This window comes from Flavobacterium sp. (genome assembly GCF_044377315.1).
In the GTDB taxonomy this organism is placed as follows: domain Bacteria; phylum Bacteroidota; class Bacteroidia; order Flavobacteriales; family Flavobacteriaceae; genus Flavobacterium.
Window position 1 is genome coordinate 1 of record NZ_JBILJG010000020.1, and the last position, 17508, is coordinate 17508.

At 28.0% G+C, this 17508-nt stretch carries 17 protein-coding genes and 1 pseudogene; 9 read left to right on the forward strand and 9 right to left on the reverse strand.

Annotated elements, in window-relative coordinates; translation table 11 throughout:
• The 4 genes and pseudogenes from ACIQ66_RS07560 to ACIQ66_RS07575 all read left to right on the forward strand — a co-directional run.
• Positions 1 to 223, forward strand: a pseudogene (locus ACIQ66_RS07560) (phosphonate ABC transporter ATP-binding protein); the annotation flags it as partial.
• A complete protein-coding gene (locus ACIQ66_RS07565) occupies positions 223 to 1107 on the forward strand; it encodes a glycosyltransferase family 2 protein (RefSeq protein ID WP_396212191.1) in 885 nt (294 codons plus the stop codon). The pseudogene ACIQ66_RS07560 and the gene ACIQ66_RS07565, both read left to right, overlap by 1 nt.
• 448 nt (positions 1108 to 1555) lie before the next feature.
• Positions 1556 to 1999: a class I SAM-dependent methyltransferase gene (locus ACIQ66_RS07570; protein ID WP_396212192.1), complete on the forward strand. Its 444-nt coding sequence runs from the start codon at positions 1556 to 1558 to the stop codon at positions 1997 to 1999.
• Between the two features lie 6 nt (positions 2000 to 2005).
• A complete protein-coding gene (locus ACIQ66_RS07575; protein WP_396212193.1) occupies positions 2006 to 2941 on the forward strand; it encodes a glycosyltransferase family 2 protein in 936 nt (311 codons plus the stop codon).
• Here ACIQ66_RS07575 and ACIQ66_RS07580 read toward each other — a convergent pair.
• Both ACIQ66_RS07580 and ACIQ66_RS07585 read right to left on the reverse strand, forming a co-directional pair.
• The gene (locus ACIQ66_RS07580) at positions 2935 to 3333 is read right to left on the reverse strand and encodes a sugar 3,4-ketoisomerase (RefSeq protein WP_396212194.1); all 399 of its coding nucleotides are present in this window, start codon (positions 3331 to 3333) and stop codon (positions 2935 to 2937) included. The two genes, ACIQ66_RS07575 and ACIQ66_RS07580, sit on opposite strands and share 7 nt — an antisense overlap.
• Position 3334: 1 nt before the next feature.
• Positions 3335 to 4435 carry a glycosyltransferase gene (locus ACIQ66_RS07585; protein WP_396212195.1) on the reverse strand — a complete coding sequence of 367 codons (1101 nt, stop codon included), beginning with the start codon at positions 4433 to 4435 and terminating at the stop codon, positions 3335 to 3337.
• Positions 4436 to 4487: 52 nt separating this feature from the next.
• On the opposite strand from ACIQ66_RS07585, the gene ACIQ66_RS07590 reads away from it, so the two are divergent.
• Genes ACIQ66_RS07590 through ACIQ66_RS07605 form a run of 4 tightly spaced genes read left to right on the forward strand, consistent with a single transcriptional unit; the run spans position 4488 to position 8426 of the window.
• Positions 4488 to 5366, forward strand: a complete 879-nt coding sequence (locus ACIQ66_RS07590) for a glycosyltransferase family 2 protein (RefSeq protein WP_396212196.1) — start codon at positions 4488 to 4490, stop codon at positions 5364 to 5366.
• Positions 5367 to 5376: 10 nt separating this feature from the next.
• Complete coding sequence (locus ACIQ66_RS07595; protein ID WP_396212197.1) at positions 5377 to 7002, forward strand: hypothetical protein; 1626 nt, start codon at positions 5377 to 5379, stop codon at positions 7000 to 7002.
• Positions 6986 to 7855, forward strand: a complete 870-nt coding sequence (locus ACIQ66_RS07600) for a decaprenyl-phosphate phosphoribosyltransferase (RefSeq protein WP_396212198.1) — start codon at positions 6986 to 6988, stop codon at positions 7853 to 7855. Before ACIQ66_RS07595 ends, ACIQ66_RS07600 begins: the two co-directional genes overlap by 17 nt.
• 1 nt (position 7856) lies before the next feature.
• Positions 7857 to 8426, forward strand: a complete 570-nt coding sequence (locus tag ACIQ66_RS07605; protein ID WP_396212199.1) for an HAD family hydrolase — start codon at positions 7857 to 7859, stop codon at positions 8424 to 8426.
• Here the strand turns inward: ACIQ66_RS07605 and ACIQ66_RS07610 are convergent, their stop codons facing one another.
• Genes ACIQ66_RS07610 through ACIQ66_RS07625 form a run of 4 tightly spaced genes read right to left on the reverse strand, consistent with a single transcriptional unit; the run spans position 8427 to position 13036 of the window.
• On the reverse strand, positions 8427 to 9917 hold the full coding sequence (locus ACIQ66_RS07610; RefSeq protein ID WP_396212200.1) for an oligosaccharide flippase family protein: 1491 nt from the start codon (positions 9915 to 9917) through the stop codon (positions 8427 to 8429).
• A 1-nt stretch (position 9918) separates the two neighbouring features.
• Positions 9919 to 10938, reverse strand: coding sequence for a glycosyltransferase family 2 protein (locus tag ACIQ66_RS07615; RefSeq protein ID WP_396212201.1), 1020 nt, complete (start codon positions 10936 to 10938; stop codon positions 9919 to 9921).
• Positions 10926 to 12059 carry a DegT/DnrJ/EryC1/StrS family aminotransferase gene (locus ACIQ66_RS07620; RefSeq protein ID WP_396212202.1) on the reverse strand — a complete coding sequence of 378 codons (1134 nt, stop codon included), beginning with the start codon at positions 12057 to 12059 and terminating at the stop codon, positions 10926 to 10928. Before ACIQ66_RS07620 ends, ACIQ66_RS07615 begins: the two co-directional genes overlap by 13 nt.
• A complete protein-coding gene (locus tag ACIQ66_RS07625) occupies positions 12056 to 13036 on the reverse strand; it encodes a GNAT family N-acetyltransferase (RefSeq protein ID WP_396212203.1) in 981 nt (326 codons plus the stop codon). The genes ACIQ66_RS07620 and ACIQ66_RS07625 overlap by 4 nt, the downstream gene beginning before the upstream one ends.
• A 118-nt stretch (positions 13037 to 13154) precedes the next feature.
• Here ACIQ66_RS07625 and ACIQ66_RS07630 point away from each other — a divergent pair, with 118 nt between their 5' ends.
• The gene (locus tag ACIQ66_RS07630; protein ID WP_396212204.1) at positions 13155 to 14351 is read left to right on the forward strand and encodes a gliding motility-associated C-terminal domain-containing protein; all 1197 of its coding nucleotides are present in this window, start codon (positions 13155 to 13157) and stop codon (positions 14349 to 14351) included.
• Position 14352: 1 nt separating this feature from the next.
• Here the strand turns inward: ACIQ66_RS07630 and ACIQ66_RS07635 are convergent, their stop codons facing one another.
• From ACIQ66_RS07635 to ACIQ66_RS07645, 3 genes are all read right to left on the reverse strand, one after another.
• Positions 14353 to 15195 carry an isoaspartyl peptidase/L-asparaginase gene (locus ACIQ66_RS07635; protein WP_396212206.1) on the reverse strand — a complete coding sequence of 281 codons (843 nt, stop codon included), beginning with the start codon at positions 15193 to 15195 and terminating at the stop codon, positions 14353 to 14355.
• 82 nt (positions 15196 to 15277) lie between these two features.
• Positions 15278 to 16150: a cyanophycinase gene (locus tag ACIQ66_RS07640; protein ID WP_396212207.1), complete on the reverse strand. Its 873-nt coding sequence runs from the start codon at positions 16148 to 16150 to the stop codon at positions 15278 to 15280.
• A 158-nt stretch (positions 16151 to 16308) separates the two neighbouring features.
• Positions 16309 to 17133 (reverse strand): energy transducer TonB, encoded by an 825-nt coding sequence (locus tag ACIQ66_RS07645; protein ID WP_396212208.1) that lies wholly within the window; start codon positions 17131 to 17133, stop codon positions 16309 to 16311.
• Positions 17134 to 17508 lie beyond the last annotated feature (375 nt).

Consider the following 17508-nt stretch of genomic DNA (forward strand, 5'->3'; position numbering starts at 1 on the left):
AGCTTTACTAAATGACCCAGAACTTATTTTGGCTGATGAACCAACTGGAAACCTTGATCCACAAACAAGCGTTGAAGTCATGGAAGTATTGCGAAAAATAAATGCTAATGGCAAAACGGTTATTATGGCAACACACGATTACGCTTTATTGATGAAGTTTCCATCCAAAACGTTGAAATGTGAAAACGGGCAACTTTTTGAAGTGGTTCAAAGAACGGTTTAATGCTTTCTATACTTATTCCAACATACAACTATAATGTATATCCATTAGTTTTGGAATTACATAAACAATGTTTGGAATGCCAAATTGAGTTTGAGATATTGGTTCAGGATGATGCTTCAAAATCGGAGATGAATCTTGAAAATGAAAAGATAAATTCGATGTCAAATTGTTCCTTCAAAATTTTAGAACTAAACATTGGAAGAAGTTCAATTAGAAATTTGTTGGCTAGACAATCAAAGTTTGAAAATTTACTTTTTCTTGATGCAGATACAATTCCAATAGGCAAAGATTTCATTAAAAGTTATGTTTCTAATATCGATATTGATGAAAAAGTTGTATATGGTGGAATAAAATATCAAAAAGAAAGACCTGCAAAGGATGAACTATTAAGATGGGTTTACGGAAATAAAAGAGAAGCTCTTTCTTTAGAAAAAAGAAATAAAAATCAGTATTTAAGTTTTCTAACATTAAACTTTTTGATAAAAAAAAGTATCTTTAATCAAGTAAAATTTAATGAATCAATTCAAAATCTTAGACATGAAGATACTTTATTTTCATATGATTTAAGGCAAAAAAAAATTAAACTTATTCATATTGAAAATCCAGTTTGGCATTTAGGTTTGGATACAAGTTTAATTTTTATTAAAAAATCTGAAGAAGCTGTGATTGGATTAAAAAATTTAATTGACTCAAAAAATATAGATTCAAGTTATACTAAAATTTCAAGTTATTATAAAAAAATCAAATTTTATCGACTTACAAAAATTATAGCATTTACTTTTAGAATAACCAAACCAATATTAAAAAAACAATTGTTAAGTGATAAACCTTCACTTATTATTTTTGATTTGTATAGATTGGGGTATTTATGTTGCCTAAAATAAAAAAGATGCTACATAATATACACTATTAAATTTAATGTTTTAAAAGATATACCTTAAATTTAATAATTAATTTTATCATAAGATAAAGATTAAATTTTGTTATTTGAAAAAATTATCGAGCCTTATAAAGCAACCTTTTTAAAAATTAAGAATGTACATAAAAATTAAAAAAGTTATAAAAAGTATATTTCCCCAAAATATAATTATCCAAAATGAATTATTTATAAGAAAAATATATTCATTATTTTATTATGGAAACATTTATAAATGCAACATTTGCAATTGTAATTTAAGGCAATTTGTAAAAAATGAAAGAAACGATTTAGTTTGTCCTAATTGTGGTTCTTTAAATAGAGATAGAAAACTATGGCACATTATTAATGAAAATTATTTGCCAAATGCCAATACAATTTTAGACTTTTCACCTTCAAGATGTTTCAACAGAAAGATGAAATCATTAAAAAATATAAATTATTTTTCTACTGATTTATCAGGAAATTTTTTAGCAGATTATAAATATGATATTACTAAAATTGATTGTGAAACTGAAAAATTTGATTTAATAATTTGTTATCATATTTTAGAGCATATTATTGAAGATTTGAAAGCGATGAAAGAACTTCATAGAGTATTAAAAAAAAATGGGGTGTTAGTTATTCAAACTCCATTTAAGGATGGTGAAATTTATGAAGACAGTTTAATTAAATCAGAAAATGATAGATTATTACATTTTGGTCAAGAAGATCATGTTAGAATTTATTCTAAAACAGGATTGAAAACACGTTTAGAATCAATTTCATTTGAAGTAAATGTTATTAACTTTAAAGAAAAAAATAATAATACAAATGGTTTTTTAGAATTAGAAACAGTATTAATTTGTTCAAAAATATAAAACCTAATGCCTTATTTTTCAGTAGTAATTCCGTTATACAACAAAGAAAAGTATATTCAAAATACCTTAGAAAGTGTTTTGAACCAAACTTTTGCTGACTATGAAATTATTATTGTAAATGATGGTTCAACTGATGATAGTGAAGCAATTGTAAAACAATTTACAGATAGTAGAATTTGTTATTATAAAACAGAAAATAAAGGTGCAGCTAATGCCAGAAACTTTGGGATTGATAAAGCATCTGCCGATTATATTGCTTTTATTGATGCGGATGACTTATGGTTAGAAAACCATTTAGAAACATTAAAAAATCTTATTTCAGAATTTCCAAATGCTGGAATATATGCTTCGAGGTATCAGCTTATTTTTAAGAATAAATCTGTATTTATCCCTAACTATTTTGAAATATCTTCTAACTATATGGGGCCTATTGAAGATTATTTCCATTCAAGTTTACATTATGCTGTTGCAAGTTCAATTTCTATTGCTATTCCCAAAAATGTTTTTATCAAAATCGGAGGGTTTAAAAACTTCATTACAAGCGGGCAAGATATCGATATGTGGGCAAGAATTGCTTTGAAATATCCAGTAGTAATTGGAAATGAAATTACCGCTTCCTACTTACATTATATTGATGATAGCTTATCAAAAACAAACATTCTAAAAAAGAAATTAATTCGTTTTGAAGATTATTCAGAATTTGAGAAAACAAATTCAAGTCTAAAAAAATACCTTGATATTTACCGAATGGAATATGCTTTACAATATAAAATTGCTGGTGCTGATAAAGAATCTAAAGAATTATATGATGCTATTCTGAAAAAAAATATTCCATTAAAATCTAAAATTTTGTATCAATTTCCGCAGGTTATATTGATTTTGTTATTAAAATTTAAGCGTTTATTGAGACATAATGGAATAGATTTTTCTATATATCAATGATTTTTTGAATATAATTTGAATTTATCAAAATCTCTTATATAATCAGCTTCATCATAAACTGCTGATGCTATAACCAAACACACCGAACCTGATGAAAAGTTATTCAATTCTCGCCAAATTCCTGGATTTATAAGCAAACCTTCGTTGGGTTTATTTAATGTTATAACTTTTTCCTCTTTTCCATCGTTTAAAATTACATTGAAGCTTCCGCTTAATGCTATAAGGAATTGTTTCAAATTTTTATGAGCATGACCGCCTCGTTCTGAACCACTTGGAACATCATAAAGATAGTAAACACGGTTCATTTCAAAAGGAATTATATCTTTTTCAATAACCGATAAATTTCCTCTTGGCTCTTTTATTTTAGGAATTTCTATAATTTGAATGTTCATATTACGAATTTATGTCAATTTTCATTAAATCTAGCCATTCTTGTCCTATTTTTTCAATTGAAAATTTTGAAACACTTTCTAAACTATTTTTTTTGCAATAATTATATAACTTTTGATCAGAAATAAACTCATTCATTGCCAAAGTTAACTTTTCAAAATTTTGATTTTCTACCAACAAACCATTTTCTCTATCAATAATTATTTCTTTTGGCCCAGAAACACAGTTAAAAGAAATTACTGGTGTATTACAAGCTAATGCTTCTATTATTGACATTGGAAAACCTTCATATTTGCTACATAGAACTAAAAATTTTGCATTAGTCAAATATTTATATGGATTTTCATCAAAGTCTAAAAATATGATTTCTTCTTCAACTTTTAGTTGATTAGCAATCATTTTCAATTCTGAATTATTCTCTCCAACTCCAAGTAAAATCAATTTTATCTTATTTTTAGGTAAAATAGATTTTGAATAGCTAGCAATTAATTTATCAAATTGCTTTACATTTTTGGCATCATATTTTCCAATAGCAATTATATATTCAAAATCAAAAGCATTATTTTCTATCGCTTTTTTAGAAATATGACTTAAATCAATAGGATTATAAATCGTTTTAGTTGAAAGGTTATGTTTTTGTTTTATCAATTCTTTTATTTCATTAGAAACACAAACTAAGGTTTTCTTTCTAGTAATAAGCTTTGTAACAAAAATATTATTAGGTAAATAAGTAGCCAGTTTTGAACTATGAATAGTATAAATTGTTTTCGAATTAAAAACAAAAAAGGAATAAATTAGTTCTTTTAAAGGTTTTAATCGGTAGCGAAAATCTATTATTTGGTCGAAATCATTTTCTGAAATATACTTTTTTAGATAAATTAATGATTTCCATTTAGCAAAGAATTTAGTGTTGCTAAAATGCATAGTACCAATATTGACTAACTTTCCACCGTAAGAATAAGTAATAAAATCTTCAAGTAGAATTACATGCACTTCGATATTTATTATATCAAAATAGATAGAAAGTGAGGACATGACTTTTTCAAGTCCGCCGCCACTCAATCTATAACCAACTAGAGCAATTTTATACTTCTTATCTTGCATATTCTATTTGAATACCTAAATTTACGACGAAAATACAATTTTTAAAAGTTTTATGCAAAATACGCCATTGGTAACTGTTATTTGTTTGTGCTACAATCATGAAAAGTTTGTAATAGAATCGCTAACTTCGGTTTTAAACCAATCGTATACTAATATTGAATTACTTATTGCAGACGATTTCAGTTCTGATAACTCGGTAAAAGTGATTGAGAATTGGTTGCTAGAACATCCTGAAATTCAATTTAAAGCAAACAAAATAAACCTTGGCAATACCAAAACTTTTAATTCACTTTTCAAACTAAGTAAAGGTACATTTATCATTGATTTAGCTGCCGATGATGTTTTAGAGAAAGATTGTGTAGCCAAACAAGTTCAAGCTTTTAAAGAAAATAAAGATGCTGCAATAGTTTATGGAAACATGGAACTTATTTCTGAAAATAATTCTCATTTAGGATATTATTATTCAGTAAATGAAGAAAAAAAAGTTATTTCTAAACCTGCTTCTGGTGATATTTATTTAGCTATGCTTTCTCAAAGCAGTAAAATATGTTCGGTTTCTTCAATGATTAAAAGAGAAGTTTTAGAAGAACTTGGTGGTTACGATGAAACTTTGGGTTTTGAAGATTTAGATATTTGGATTCGTGCTTCAAGAAAATATCCTTTCTTTTTTATTGATGAAATTTTAGTAAAAAGAAGAGAATTATCTACCTCATTAGGAAATCAATTTTATATAAAAAACAATGCAAAAACCCGAAGATTAAACAATTCAACTTATCAAATTATAAAAAAAGCAATCGCACTAAATAAAACAAAAGAGGAAAACAAAGCATTAATGAAAAGAATGCATTGTGAAATGATGAAAGCATTTAACACCAATGATTTTTTATTGTTTTTAAAATATGTTCCGCTAGAACTTAAATTAAGATTTTAAATTAAATAGTATGACTTTTTCAACTTATTACAAATATTTGTATTTCTTTATAATTCTTTTTTACTGTATTGTATTATCACAATTTGGTATGGAAACTTTAGATACAGGTTATATGTCAGGTTTCTCATGGAGAATTATAAATGGAGAAACCCCCTATCAAGATTTTATATATAAATTTCCACCTGTAACCATCTATTTACATTCTTTTTTTATGAGAATTCTACCAGAAAGTGGACAATTTTTGTGTTTCAGAGTTATTGATTATCTGTTTTATGCAGTTCAAATATATTTTGTTATAGACGGCATTTTTAAGCTTTATGATGGTATAAAAATATCCAAGTGGGCTTTAATGATTGTTTGTTTTTTAGTTTCTTGGAATAATTTCTCACCTTATCCTTGGCCTACTACAGATGGAATTTTTTTCGCATCTTTAGCATTTTGGATAGTTTGTAAGTACAAAACAATTTCACCTCTAAAAATAGTGATTATTTCCTTTTTTTGTTTAATCTCGGCTTTGTCAAAACAATCCTTTTATATGATTCCATTAGTATTTTTGATATGGATTTATGTTCGATATTCATTTTCAAAATCAATACATTTTTTAATAGTTACCTTGTTTCTGCTTAGTTTTTTTTATATTTTTATTAACACTATAACAAGCTGGTCTAACTTTGCTAACCAAACAAATGGTGAGTTACGCCTTTACGACCTCTATTATGTTGGTTTTCATAATTATATATTAATTTCTATTGAATATTTTGTGATACTAATTTCCTTTTGTCTAACTATAACAATCACATATTTATACTATCAAAAATGGAATTTTCAACTACTAAAACCATTTTTTAAATGGTTATCATTTATTTTAATGGGAATTGCAATTATACTTTTTATTATTAAAAAAGTAGATATTGCTGCACATATTGCTTTTGATGCAACTATAGTTGCTTTGTTTTATAGCTATTTTTTTAAAAATAAAAAATTGTCTTTTATTATGCCTCTTTTGGTTTTATTATCTATAGCATGGGGTGTTTCTATATCGTTGGGATATCCTTCTCCTATGCTTTTTGGAACAGGAATAATTATGAGCTTTATAGTAATAATGGAAAACGAAATAAAGTTAAATCAAAAATATTATTTTTGGATTGGACTACCCATTTGTGCAGTAGCATTTTCTTTTAATGAAAATCCATATCGAGAAGATTCGGTTTTTAAACTACACTATTCTTTAGATAGTATTTCTCCTAAATTAAAGTATATCAAAACAAAAAAAGCAACCTTTGAAAAACATCTTGAACTAAAAAATTTGATAAAAAAATATGGTGAAAACTTTATAGTTGCTCCTAGTTTTCCGCAAGCTAATTATATTTTTAATCATCAAAGTGAATTGCCTTCGGATTGGCTAATAGAAACCGAAGTAAATAGGCAAATGGATAAGTTAATTAGATTGGCAAGTAATCCAAAAAATTATATTTTCATAGAAAAGTCATTTTTAAATCATGAAGATTTTGTAAGATGCACCACGCCAGAGTTTAGCAGCATAGCATGGTTCATTCATACTAAATTTAATCAACTCGAAGAAACTAATCATTTTATCATTTACAATCAAATTAAAAAAAATGAAAAGTTACCTTAAACTCATTAGAGTTGAGCAATACATAAAAAATTTATTTGTGTTTGCTCCATTGTTTTTTGGAAGTCACTTTCTTATAAGTAAAGATTTCTATATGGTTTCCCTTGCTTTCTTCTGCTTTTGCTTAGGGGCAAGTAGTATATATATTCTTAATGATTATTATGATATAAACGAAGATAAAAATCATCCTGAAAAATGTAAACGCCCTTTAGCTTCAGGAAAAATAAGCATTGTTAATGGTATGATTTTAATGTCTGTATTAGGAATTTTATCACTTATTATTTCATTTTATATCTCTATAAAATTATTTACTGTTATTCTTATTTATCTAGCTTTAAATTTTTTTTACTCAAAGTGGCTCAAACATATTGCAATTTTAGACATTAATATAATTGCAGTTGGATTTTTATTAAGATTAATTGCTGGAACTGTAGTCACAACAATTATTCCATCTATTTGGATATTATTAATGACTTACCTTTTAGCTCTTTTTTTGGGAATATCAAAACGAAGAACAGATGTTCTGTATTCAAAAAGTGGCAAAGATGTTCGAAAAAATATTGAAGGTTATAATTTGATTTTTATTGATGTTGTAATGGGAATAATTGCTGCCGTATTAATAGTATGTTACATATTTTACTGTATTTCACCCGAAATTCAAAAAAATTATGATTCAAACTGGTTATACGTGTCAATTCTTTTTGTTTTTAATGGGATTTTAAGATATTTAAAATTAACATTTGTAGATCAATCTACCTATTCACCAACAAAAGTTGTGCTACATGATCGGTTTTTACAAATCATAATTCTATGCTGGATTTTACTTATGAGTTACTTATTATATTTCAAAAATTAATATGAAAACTCTAGCTCTTTTTGATTTTGATGGAACGCTTTATAAAAAAGATAGTTTACTTGAATTTACCAAATTTTGTAAAGGGAAAAGAACATTTTATTTTGGAGTCTTAATCCTTTTACCATATCTAATTGCAATGAAACTAGGTATTATTTCAAACGAAAATGCAAAACAAAAATTCATTTCCTATTTTTATAAAAATTATGATTACTCAACATTTATACAAAAAGGATGTGCGTTTGCAAACTCTAAAATTGCTATTGATTTAAATTTAAAAATGTATTTGGATTTTCAAAATCATATTAATAAAAATCATTCAGTTTTTATAGTTACTGCATCAATGCCTGAATGGATTTTTCCTTGGAGTAAACAATATAATGTTTCGGTTATCGGCACTAAAATTGAAGTTTTAGATACTAAGATAACTGGTAAGTTTATTTCAAAAAATTGTTATGGTCAGGAAAAAGTTAATCGCATCATTGAAACGATTAATCTAAGCGAATTTCAAAGAATATGTGTTTATGGAAATGGGAAAGGTGATTTTGAGATGTTAAGACTAGAAAAAAAATAGTTACTTTCTCTTTAGAAGTTTATCAAAATAAATCTTGAAAGAAATTCGTTTATCTAAAGCAATATAGGAAAAAACCACCGAAATTAGAAAAACAATTCCAGTAATTAATTTGAAATAAAATTCATCAACAAAAAAAGCACTTACGCAACAAACAAGACCCGCAAATATTGAGAAAACAATTATCTTGACAGTATCATTTCTAAAACTGAAATCATAGTTTTTGTTTACAATATAATAAACATAAAATCCGTAAAGGCTAAAATTCACAACACTTGCAATTCCTATGCCAACAAGTCCATATAAATTGTATAGCAAAATTGTTAAACTAATATTCAAAAAATCGCCTACTAATTCTTGTTTGAAATATTGTTTTTTGTTTCCTTTTGCCAAAATTATAAAGGCTAATGGCCAAATAATTGCTTTTATAATAATTGAAAATAAAGCAGCTTTAAAAATTAATATAACCGGCAAAAACTCTTTTGTATAAAGCAATTGAATAACAAAAGGTGAAACCAAATATAAAAAAATAATGGCTGGTGTTACTAGTAAAAGTCCAATTTCTAATTGATTGTTTACCAATTCTTTCATGCCCGAATTATCTTTACTAATAGAGGTTAATCTTGGATAAAAATCAATTGACATTGAAGTGAAAATCATTCCAACATAGGAAATCAAAATAACAGTACTTACTTCATAAAAACCTAGAATTTGAGAAGTTGCACCGTTTCCGTTAAGGTACAATTTGATTAAAAAAGTACAAATATGTCCAAAAATCACATTTATAGACAACAACAATCCTAATTTTAGAATCGGTAATGCTTTTTGATAAACTTCTGAAAAATTAAAATGAATACCTGTTGTTTTAAAACTTCTTGTAAAATACAAATTTACACCAAGATTAATAGCACTTGAAACCAAAATAACCGGGACAATTCCATCAAATTTGTAAAAATAATAAATTGAAACAGTTGCTAATGTTGTCAAAACAGATGATAAAACATTGGAAATAGCGATGATTTTAAGCATTCTTTTTCCTTGTAAAATCGCAACTCTACTAGCCGTATAACTTGTGAAGAAAAAATTAATGGAAAGAAAAATAAACCAATGACTATAGTTAGTATTTCCAAATGTCCATTTACTTAATAATGAACTAAAAATAATGACAAGTAAAGCTCCAAAAAGTCCGATTGCAAAAGCAATTTTTTGGATACTATAAATAGTTTGATTAAACTTATCGCTATCTTCATAACTATCGGCAACTGCAATTTCACGAACACTTGTTGTAGAAATTCCGAAACTTGAAATAGAAGTAATTATAGTCAACGTATTATTCAAAAGTCCTACAGTTCCAATTCCGATTGGGCCAAGAAAAATAGCAACAAATTTTGAACCTACAATGCTAACTAACATTTTCATAACTTGCATAATTCCAAAAACTCCAGTGGCTTTTAGAATAGTTTTATGCGAATTATCAATGCTGTTATTTGACATATTATTCTATATTACAACCAAAAGATTGAAATTGATTTTTAAAATTTGAAACCCATTTTTCCCATTCAAAAACTTGTAAATCAACATTGTTCTCTTTCTCAATGATTGTTGCTATTTGTACCGAATTCAAATCTTTAGGATATTTTTGCATTACATCTAATTGATCATTAAGCCAAGCTTCATTAACTGTTTTATTAAATAAAAACATATCAATTTTTACCTCTTTATAGTTTTTGAATTGATTGGTTGCTGAAGATAAAAACCCTGTTTTAACAACTTCATTATTGGTATAAGCAAAAGCTATTTTATCTTTATTAGTTTTCAAATATTTAACAGAATTGTATAGTTGCAAACCTTCATCAACTACATTTTTATGATCATTCCAAAGTGAAAGAAAATAATCTTTTCTAAAAACAACACCTGCTACAGCATAAATTGAATAATAACTTAAAAATCTATCATAAGTGTGAATTCGCAATGCTTTTAATGTTTTTCTTATTTTGAATCGATTGAATTTATAAAAAACAAATTTGTACAAAAGTGGATTTCTCAAATACAAATTTGGTTCAAAAAAAGTCAAATTATCTTTGATAAAATGAGTTTTAGATTGAATTAATTTTTCATTTCCTAACCAAAACATTTTAATAAAAACCAGCTTATTTTCAGTACAATTTTGTTGCAGTTTTTTTAAATCAAACTTTTCTACAAACCAAATATCATCTTCAAGTAAAATAAAATATTCCGAAGCATTTTTTGCGCCTTGCAACCAAAGTTCAATTGGAATTTTATTTATTTTTGGCTGTTTCCCTTCAGATGTAAATTTTACTTTTTCATTATAAAATTCAGACTTATATATTTTAATATCTGGAAATTTATTTTGTAGTTTATCTAAATATTTTTGAGGTGTTCCATCATCTAGAACTTTAATAGTAAAGTCGTATCCTTTGCAATTCAAATAAATACTTTGAATACATCTATCGAGATAATAAGGCCGATTATACGATTTTATTAGTATGTCCATTGATTTATTTTTTCAATAACTTTAGTAACCTCATCAGTTGTCATTACTGGACTCATTGGCAAACTTAAAACTTCATTGTGAATTTTTTCGGTTATTGGAAACGATAACAAATTCCATTCAGAAAAAGCCCTTTGTTTGTGTGGCGCAATCGGATAATGTATCATGGTTTCAATATCATTTTGCAGTAAATACTCTTGCAATTCATATCTAGTTTGAGTTCTTATTACAAACAAATGAAATACATGAGATTCCTCAAAATCTCGGAATGACAACGAAGGTAAAATAATTTTCGTATTTTTAATTTCAGTTAAATAACGCTTGGCAATTCTTCTTCTAACTTCATTTTCAGCATCTAAATTTGGTAACTTTATACTCAAAAAAGTGGCTTGAAGCTCATCTAATCTTGAATTTACACCTATAAAATCGTTATGGTATTTTTTCTCCGAACCGTAATTACGTATCGCAAAAAGCACTTTTGCTAACGCTTCATCATTAGTTGTAATAGCGCCAGCATCGCCAAGAGCTCCTAAATTTTTTGATGGATAAAAACTAAACCCCGCCGCATCTCCTAAACTTCCTACTTTTGATTCTTCCAGCTTCCAGCTTCCAGCTTCCAACGTTGCTCCATGAGCTTGTGCTGCATCTTCAATAACCAATAAAATATTTTGTTTTGCAATCTTGTTTATCAGCTCCATTTCGGCTACTTGACCATAAAGATGAACTGCTAAAATTGCCTTAGTTTTTGAAGTAATTTTTTCTTGAATTAATTCAGGATTCAAGTTATAAGTTTCTAATCTTGGTTCGACTAAAACAGGAACTAAATCAGCTTCTTTTATTGCCAAAATACTAGCAATGTATGTATTTGCAGGAACAATAATTTCATCACCTTTTTGCAATTTTCCTAGCTGAATATAAGCCTTCAAAATTAATACCAAAGCATCTAGTCCGTTACCAACTCCAATACAATATTTAGTGCCACAAAAATTAGCAAAATTTTCTTCAAAAGTCTTTACTTCTGTTCCAAGAATATACCAACCTTTATCCAAAAATACTTTCAATTGTTCCTGAAATTGTTCCTGATAAGGTTCGTTTATTTTTTTTAAATCAAGGAATTTAATCATATCATGACATCATTTAATAAGGTGTGATTTTTAGTATTAACTTCGTAAAAATCATGAACAATTGTGCTTGCTCCAAAACTTTCTTTCCAATAAGACAATCCTCCATTTAACCTTTTACCATACTTTTCGTTAGAAATTCCAAAGTCAAAAAAACGCTTTTGATGAAAGATATTTTTAATTAAATAATCAAATAAAAAATCTAAACTTCCTAGTTCAGTTTTAGTTTCATTTGCCGATATATATTGAGCATGAGCTACTGTTTCTGTTTCAAAAATTGTAGCTCCACCAACAATAGTATCGTTATAATAAACATTAAATTGACGAATATTTCCTTGAAACTTTTCTTTTAACAATTTGATTTCTTCCAATGAATGTACTGGTTTTGCATTGTGTGTGTTTTCTAAATTTGGGATCAATATTTCATTCCAAAAAGAATCAAAACCATTTTCTTCTTCTATAATTAATTGATTAGCAATCGCTTTCTTGATTCCTCGTTTTCTAATTTCAGAATAATTAAATGAACTCTGTAAGTCAATAACCGAAGTTGAGTCTCTTCTGATTAATTTTGCATTCGCAAGAAATAAAACATAATCAATTTCTTGAGAAGGTTTTTTGAAATAAATCGTTGGCAACAATTTTAAGTAAAGCTTATTGATATGATTTTCTTCAAAAAAAGAAAGTAAACTTTGAAAAATACAAATTACTTCTTCCAATTTAATTTTGGATTGCAAAACCAAACCACCATAACTCAAGCCTTGATGCGAGTGTAAAATATCTCCTACTTTATGAGCAGGTAAAACAGCAACTACTTTTTCAGATTCATCAAAAACCAATAATGAAAAATCTTCAAACCTATCAGAATGATAGTCCATAAAATCACGATTAAACAAAAAAGTAGCGTTTTTGGCATTACTAATAAAAGTATTCCAAATGGCTTTATTTTCCTTTTTATACTGTCGAATTATATAGTTTTTCACTAGTAAGTTTTATAATGTGGAAAATTAATCAATTATTTTATTATTTGTTAATTATCTTTCAAAAATTGATTTTAAAAAATTATGTTGTATTTTTATTTTTTTTAAAATAGATAACATATTGAACTTAAAACTACAAAATTTCATTTTTAGTATAGTATTGTTTTATTCTTGTACTCTTTTTGCACAAGATGTTTCTTTATTGACTCAATTTAACGGTCGCTTCGACTTTACATTTATTGGTAATACATTAAATCCTCAAGAAAACTCTTTCCAAACATCACCTTCTATAGTACCGAGTTCATCTGCAACATTAAGCCTAGACTCTCAATCAGTAATAAAAAAAGCTTACTTATATTGGGCAGGTTCTGGAACTGGTGATTTTGAAATTACATTAAACTCAACTTCAATAACCGCCGAAAGAACATTTGCATATCAAAGAAATAATTTTGGACTAATTTTAGATTATTTTAGTGCATTTAAAGATATAACAGAACTTGTAAAACAAACAGGAAATGGTATTTACACTTTATCCGACATTGATATAAGTGATGTAATTGATGATCATTTTACCAGAAAAACAAACTTTGCAGGTTGGGCAATAATTATTATTTATCAAAATAAAAACTTACCTGTTAATCAAATCAATGTTTATGACGGATTGCAAGCGGTTCCAAACGCATTATCAATTAATTTAACAGACATTGAAGTTGTGAATAATTTAGATTCCAAAATTGGTTTTGTGGCTTGGGAAGGTGATTCAAATATTAGCGTTAATGAAACATTAAAAATTAATGATTATGTAGTTGAACAATTACCTTTAAACCCAGCAAACAATGCTTTTAATGGAACAAACAGTATTACTGGAAGCTCAACTCTATACAATATGGATTTAGATATTTATGATATTCAGAATTATGTTCAAAAAGGTGCTACTTCTATGGATATTGAACTTACTTCTGGTCAAGACGTTGTAATGATAAATGCAGTTGTGACCAAATTTACTGCCAAAAAAAATCCAATTATCATCTACAATTATATTTCTGCAAATAATGACACTAGCAATCCTACTTTCTTTATTGAAGGCTTACGAGATATATATTTGAATTTTAAAATAGAAATATACAATCGTTGGGGACAATTGGTTTGGACAGGAAATAACACAACACCCGATTGGGATGGGCTTTCAAATCAGGAAGTAAGATTAGACGATTCTACCATTTCCCCAAGAGGAACATATTATTATATTATTTATTTGAATGACCCAGATTATCCAGAACCAATAATTGGTTATTTATACTTGCATAAAGAAAAGTAAGCTATTGAAAAACTTCTTCGTTTTCTCCATCAAAACTGGCAAAAACCATACTTGGATGGGAATCTTGATGAAATACATTTCCATTTTTATCGATAGCGATTGCACCTGCAAAACCATCGTAAGGTTTTAGTTCATCAAATGTTTTTTCGAAAGCTTTTTCTAATGAAAATCCATCCGTTACACGTGTCACGATTTTGGCTGCAACTGCTCCACTAACAATATCTTCGCCAACACCTGTTAAACTTACACCACAAAAAGAGTTAGCATAATTACCAGCAACAGTTGCCGAATCAGAAATTCTTCCAGGAATTTCAAATCCTTTTCCACCAGTTGATGTTGCTGCAGCAATTTTTAAATTTTTATCTATTACTACACAACCAACAGTTCCTATTCCGGATGAAGCTAGTTTGGCCTGATATTCTGATTTTCGTTGTGGGATTTCGGTTGAGAATTTTTCAAAACCATGTTGTCTTGCAAAATTGGTTGCGCCACTTCCACCCAAAATTCTATCATCAACATTTAGTAATACTTGAGCAACTTGAATTGGATTCTTTACTTCTTCAATATTGATAACACCACTCATTTTCTGAGAATCGCCATCCATCAAAGAAGCACTCATTCTAATTTTTCCGTCACTTTGAATTTGAGAGCCAATTCCGGCATTAAACAATTCATCATCTTCCAACAATGAAACAGCATAAACCACCGTTTCAACTGCAGAGTGATTTTGCAAATAAGCATACGAATCATTTACAATTCGCAACAATGCTTGTTGCTTGGCAACTTTTGTTTCGTGATTGGTTGAAGATTCTGAGAAAAAACCGCCGTGAATGATTACTTTCATTTTAAGTTGGGTGTTGAATGATAGATGATGGATGTTAAATGCAAAGTCTAGAAAAAACTTCTAGCAACTAACATCCAACAAATTAAACATATTGAGATGAATGAATTTGCATTTTGAATGTATCTAAATCAAAAGTGTCATGCTTGCTCATTACATGCGTTACCAAATGGTTTATAGAAATTGGTTTTCCTAATTCAACTTGAGTTAAATTGGTATCTTTTACTTCACGGCCATCAACTAGTATTACAAGTCCAGAACCTATCGCTTCCATTTGACGACCATTTTTAATTAGCAAACCAGTGTCTTCACCTAAACCAATTCCTAAAACTTTTGGATTTCCAACAACTGCTTGGAATAATCTTCCTATTCTGCCACGTTGTACAAAATGTGTATCGATAACAACGTCGTCAATTAATCCTAAGCCCGAAGTTATTTTGACTTCACCTTTTAGCAATGCTTCTTGGCTGCTTCCTTGGTAAATCATATTATTAGAAGCCGCAGCTGCACCTGCAGAAGTTCCTGCATAGATGAAATCTTCGTTTCTATATTTATCAATCAAAATATCATCAAAAGTTGTTCCTCCCAAGATTGAGGTTAGTCTAAGTTGGTCGCCACCAGTAAACATTACAACGTCCGCCGCTTTTAATCTTTCTAAGATTTCAGGTTCAGATGCTTGTTCTCTTCTTTCTATATATAAAACATCTACATTGTCAGCTCCTAAATAGCTAAAAGCTTTAACATATTCTGGTCCAATTTCTCTAGGAATTTTGGATGCTGTTGTAATAACTTCTATTCGAGATAACTCTTTATTTTTAGATTCTTTGATGATTCTTTTTAGAATACCTTCTTCAAAGAAATTCAAATTCTTTGATGCGTTTTGATCCAAATTTGTTTCAGAAAAACTGCCTTTATCAACAGCTCCACCTATTATGATTAATTTTCCGTGTATTTCCATGTGGTAAAAATAGGAAAATCATAAAAAAAATCAAGAAAAAAAAAGATTCTTTATAAACATGTTATTAAGATATTATTTTACTGTTGTAAAATAAAAAACCTTTGCCAGGTTGACTAAACCATGACAAAGGCCTTAATTGAAATACTAAAACTTACTAACTAACCTTTTTTAACTATAATTGGCAATGTGAATTGGGTTCTTACAGGCTGACCGTCTTTTATGCCTGGTTTCCATTTGGTACGCAAAGATTTTAGAACACGAATGGCTTCTTTTCCTAAACCGTAACCTGGATTTCTTAAAACCTTTACATCAGTCATACTGCCATCTTTCTCTATAACGAAAGCAACATACACACTACTATTTTCCGTTTCGTCCATTTCTGGTTTTTCGAAATTGTTGCCTACATATTCATAGAACTTATTAATTCCGCCAGGATATTCTGGTTGTTTATCTAATAAAGCTGTGATAACCGTTCCTTCTAGTTTTTTAGTTTCAGTAATTGTTGAAGTTCCCGTTTTTCCTTCACCATCAGAAGTATTCTTTGAAGTTCCAGTTCCACCTTCAACTCCATTTTCAGAGGTTGTTGCTGCTTTTTTGGTTTCTTCATTGGTTTTTACATCAACAAATTTTTCGTCTTTTTCAGCAATGACTGGATTTTTTAAATCTTCTTTTTTTACATCATCTTTAACTCCAGTTTTCTTAGCAGCTGGAAGTTTATGTTCGGGTTCTTTCTTTGTTGTCGGATTGAAATTATCTACCTTAATAACAACATTGGGATTAAAAACCTCAGGAAGAACTTCTGTTGGTTTAGCAAAAGAACTTAGCGCAAAAACAAATCCAGACAAGAAAATGGTTCCGATAAAAAAAGCTACTAGTGTGGTTCGAGAATTTTCTTGGCGTAATTGGTAAGCGCCATACTCTTTGTTCTTGCCTTCAAACACAAGGTCAATCCACTTTTTTTCAAAGATACTTACTCTAGACATAATTATTAGATTTAATGGTTAAGTATCAATGTTACATAAGCAAAATGTTTTTTTAAAGAAAATAGATTTTGAAAATTTACTATATTTTTAATAACGCAAAGATTATTCTGTTATTGTGTGATTATCACAATAAAAACAAAAATTTAACAAAGAATTAATTAAAATACTCTAATTTTAATAAGTTTTTCTTAGAACCACTGAATCGATTCAATACATAACCTAACTAACCCTGATTACTTCACAAAGTGTTTATTTTTATTGGAGTTCAGTGAATGCAAAGCATTTGCAATGGAAATCCTTTTTAGACCTGACAGGTTTTTTGAAACCTATCAGGTCTAAAAAGATTGGAATGTAAAGCAGGAAAAGGGAAAACAA